The 2074-nt window shown below is 66.2% G+C and carries 4 protein-coding genes; 2 read left to right on the top strand and 2 right to left on the bottom strand.

Annotated features, from left to right (window positions below; genetic code table 11):
- Window positions 1-31: 31 nt before the first annotated feature.
- Both ACFU6K_RS37740 and ACFU6K_RS37735 read right to left on the bottom strand, forming a co-directional pair.
- A complete protein-coding gene (locus ACFU6K_RS37740; RefSeq protein WP_380670988.1) occupies window positions 32-241 on the bottom strand; it encodes a DUF397 domain-containing protein in 210 nt (69 codons plus the stop codon).
- 29 nt (window positions 242-270) lie between these two features.
- Window positions 271-1125 (bottom strand): helix-turn-helix domain-containing protein, encoded by an 855-nt coding sequence (locus tag ACFU6K_RS37735; protein WP_380670986.1) that lies wholly within the window; start codon window positions 1123-1125, stop codon window positions 271-273.
- 234 nt (window positions 1126-1359) lie between these two features.
- Here ACFU6K_RS37735 and ACFU6K_RS37730 point away from each other — a divergent pair, with 234 nt between their 5' ends.
- Together ACFU6K_RS37730 and ACFU6K_RS37725 are read left to right on the top strand one after the other, a co-directional pair.
- A complete protein-coding gene (locus ACFU6K_RS37730) occupies window positions 1360-1797 on the top strand; it encodes an ATP-binding protein (RefSeq protein WP_380670984.1) in 438 nt (145 codons plus the stop codon).
- Window positions 1794-2072 carry a hypothetical protein gene (locus ACFU6K_RS37725; protein ID WP_380670982.1) on the top strand — a complete coding sequence of 93 codons (279 nt, stop codon included), beginning with the start codon at window positions 1794-1796 and terminating at the stop codon, window positions 2070-2072. Before ACFU6K_RS37730 ends, ACFU6K_RS37725 begins: the two co-directional genes overlap by 4 nt.
- Window positions 2073-2074 lie beyond the last annotated feature (2 nt).

Raw genomic sequence — 2074 nt, 5'->3', positions numbered from 1 at the left:
GGCCACAGCCGTGCGGGGCACCCCTGTAGGTTCAGCCAGCCGGAAGTTCCCCTGACTTGACCCCGTTGAGGAACGAGGCCCAGGCGTCAGCCGGGAAGAGCAGCGCCGGCCCGCCCAGGTCCTTCGAGTCGCGGACTGCCATGCCGTTCAACCCCAACTTCAGGGCTTCTACACACTCGTTCGCCTGAGCGCTGTAACTGCTCTTGTACCAACCCCGAGCGCCGTCCTCAGTCACAGTCATGCGCTCACACCTCTCGTCTGGTCTCGTCGTCACATCTCCGCCGCAATGGCCGCGATCATATCCAGCGATTTCACGGGGTCCAGGGCAGCCGACCGCAAGTACTCGAAGACCAGCCCGTAGCCGTCCAGCTCTCCTTGCTGCTCCAAGTAGTGGCTGCTCGTCAACGTTTCCAGAAACACAGCCCCTGGGGCAGGCGAGTCGGAGAAGCCGTACATCACGAACGCACCGCATGCACCGGCGGTTGCGCCGACATCCAGTGGCACCACTTGCAGGGTCACGTTCGGGAGTTTCGCCATCTCCGTCAGATGCCGCAACTGCTCCCGGTGGACCTCTGCTCCTCCCACGGGACACCTGAGCGCAGGCTCCCAGATGATCGCCCAGAAGCGGGCCGGGTCCGGCTTCGCGAGGACTTCCTTCCGCTCCATCCGGATCTCGACCAACTGGTCAACGCGTTCCGGTCGCACGGCGGCAGGATTGGCTTCAAGCAGGGCCCGGGCATAGCGCCGCGTTTGCAGCAGGCCCGGCACGACCATGGTCTGCCACATCCTGATGTACCGAGCGTCGTCTTCGAGCCCGAGAACATCGACGTAGGCCGACGGGATCGTGTCGCCGTAGTCGTGCCACCAGCCGCGCTTCTTGCTCTCCCTTGATAGGGCCTCAAGACCATCGCGCTGCTCCCCGGTCACTCCGTAGAGGTCGAGCAGGATCCCAAGGTCCAGCCGACGAACGCCCGACGCCCCGGTCTCTATGCGGCTGATCTTTGCGCGCGAACAGGCAAGTGCCTGTGCTGCGTCTTCGGTCCCCTTGCCCGCAACCTCGCGGAGACGGCGAAGTTCCGAGCCAAGCCTGCGAGCACGCACGGTCGGCCTCAGCTCATCAGCCATGTCCAAGTCCTCTCCCTGGCGGCCTCCAGTCTGCCTTGTGACGATTCGTCAATCCAACGAGCTGATATCTGCATCGTTGCATTCGTTTCGCTTGCGGTCTGCATCAACACAGGTGCATGCTACCTGGAGTAGTGAGACGAGCCACACAGAGTCATTGCGACAAGGCTCATCTCCCGGGCATCCCCATGCCTTCTTCAGTCGCTCTCACCTGCACACTCCAGAGGTGGCCCCGCCATGCCTGAAGACCTCTCCCCCTCCCCCATCCCCGCCGAGCGGACCTGCTGGCTGCCCCGGCACCGCAAGGCCCCCCGCACCGCCCGCTGGGAGCTCCACGACTTCCTCCTCCCCCACCCCTCCGGCGAACTCCTCGTCTTCACCGGGGAGTTGCTGGTCAGCGAGCTGGTCACCAACGCCGTCCGGCACTGCCGCGCCCCGCGCGACCGGCTGATCCTCGTCCGTTTCCAGCTGCTCCCGGACGACACCCTCCGTATCGAGGTGCACGACGCCGACAGCGAGAAGCCCTCCCTCCGGCCCGTCTCCACCTCCGCCGAGACCGGCCGGGGCCTGTTCCTCGTCCAGCAGCTGGCCACCCAGTGGGGCTGCTGCCCGCGCAAGGGCGGCGTCGGGAAGTTCGTCTGGTGCCACGTCTCCCCCGAGGCGGACGCCGCGTGAGTACCGTCCGGGCCGGGATCGCCGGCGTCATGCTCCCCACCGACTTCCCCAGCCTCGACCACGCCCTCCCCGTCCTCTGGGAGCGCGTCCGCAAGCTCCCCATCCGGGAGGCCCACCGGGACTTCATCCGGATCTGCATCGGACCCGGTGGCGGCCAGGGCATCGCCACCTGCCTCTCCCGCAACGACAGCTGGAGCGTCACCCTCTACGTCGGCGAGATGACCGACTGGACCTCCCACCTGATCACCATCACCACCACCGCCCCGCAGCCCTGAAC

The organism is Kitasatospora sp. NPDC057512 (genome assembly GCF_042802135.1).
Classification (GTDB): Bacteria; Actinomycetota; Actinomycetes; order Streptomycetales; family Streptomycetaceae; genus Kitasatospora.
This window is presented reverse-complemented; position numbering and strand designations above follow the sequence as displayed.

Coding starts and splice junctions, on each gene's coding strand:
- ACFU6K_RS37740 (WP_380670988.1), bottom strand. CDS start 241: ATGACTGTGACTGAGGACGGCGCTCGGGGTTGGTACAAGAGCAGTTAC.
- ACFU6K_RS37735 (WP_380670986.1), bottom strand. CDS start 1,125: ATGGCTGATGAGCTGAGGCCGACCGTGCGTGCTCGCAGGCTTGGCTCG.
- ACFU6K_RS37730 (WP_380670984.1), top strand. CDS start 1,360: ATGCCTGAAGACCTCTCCCCCTCCCCCATCCCCGCCGAGCGGACCTGC.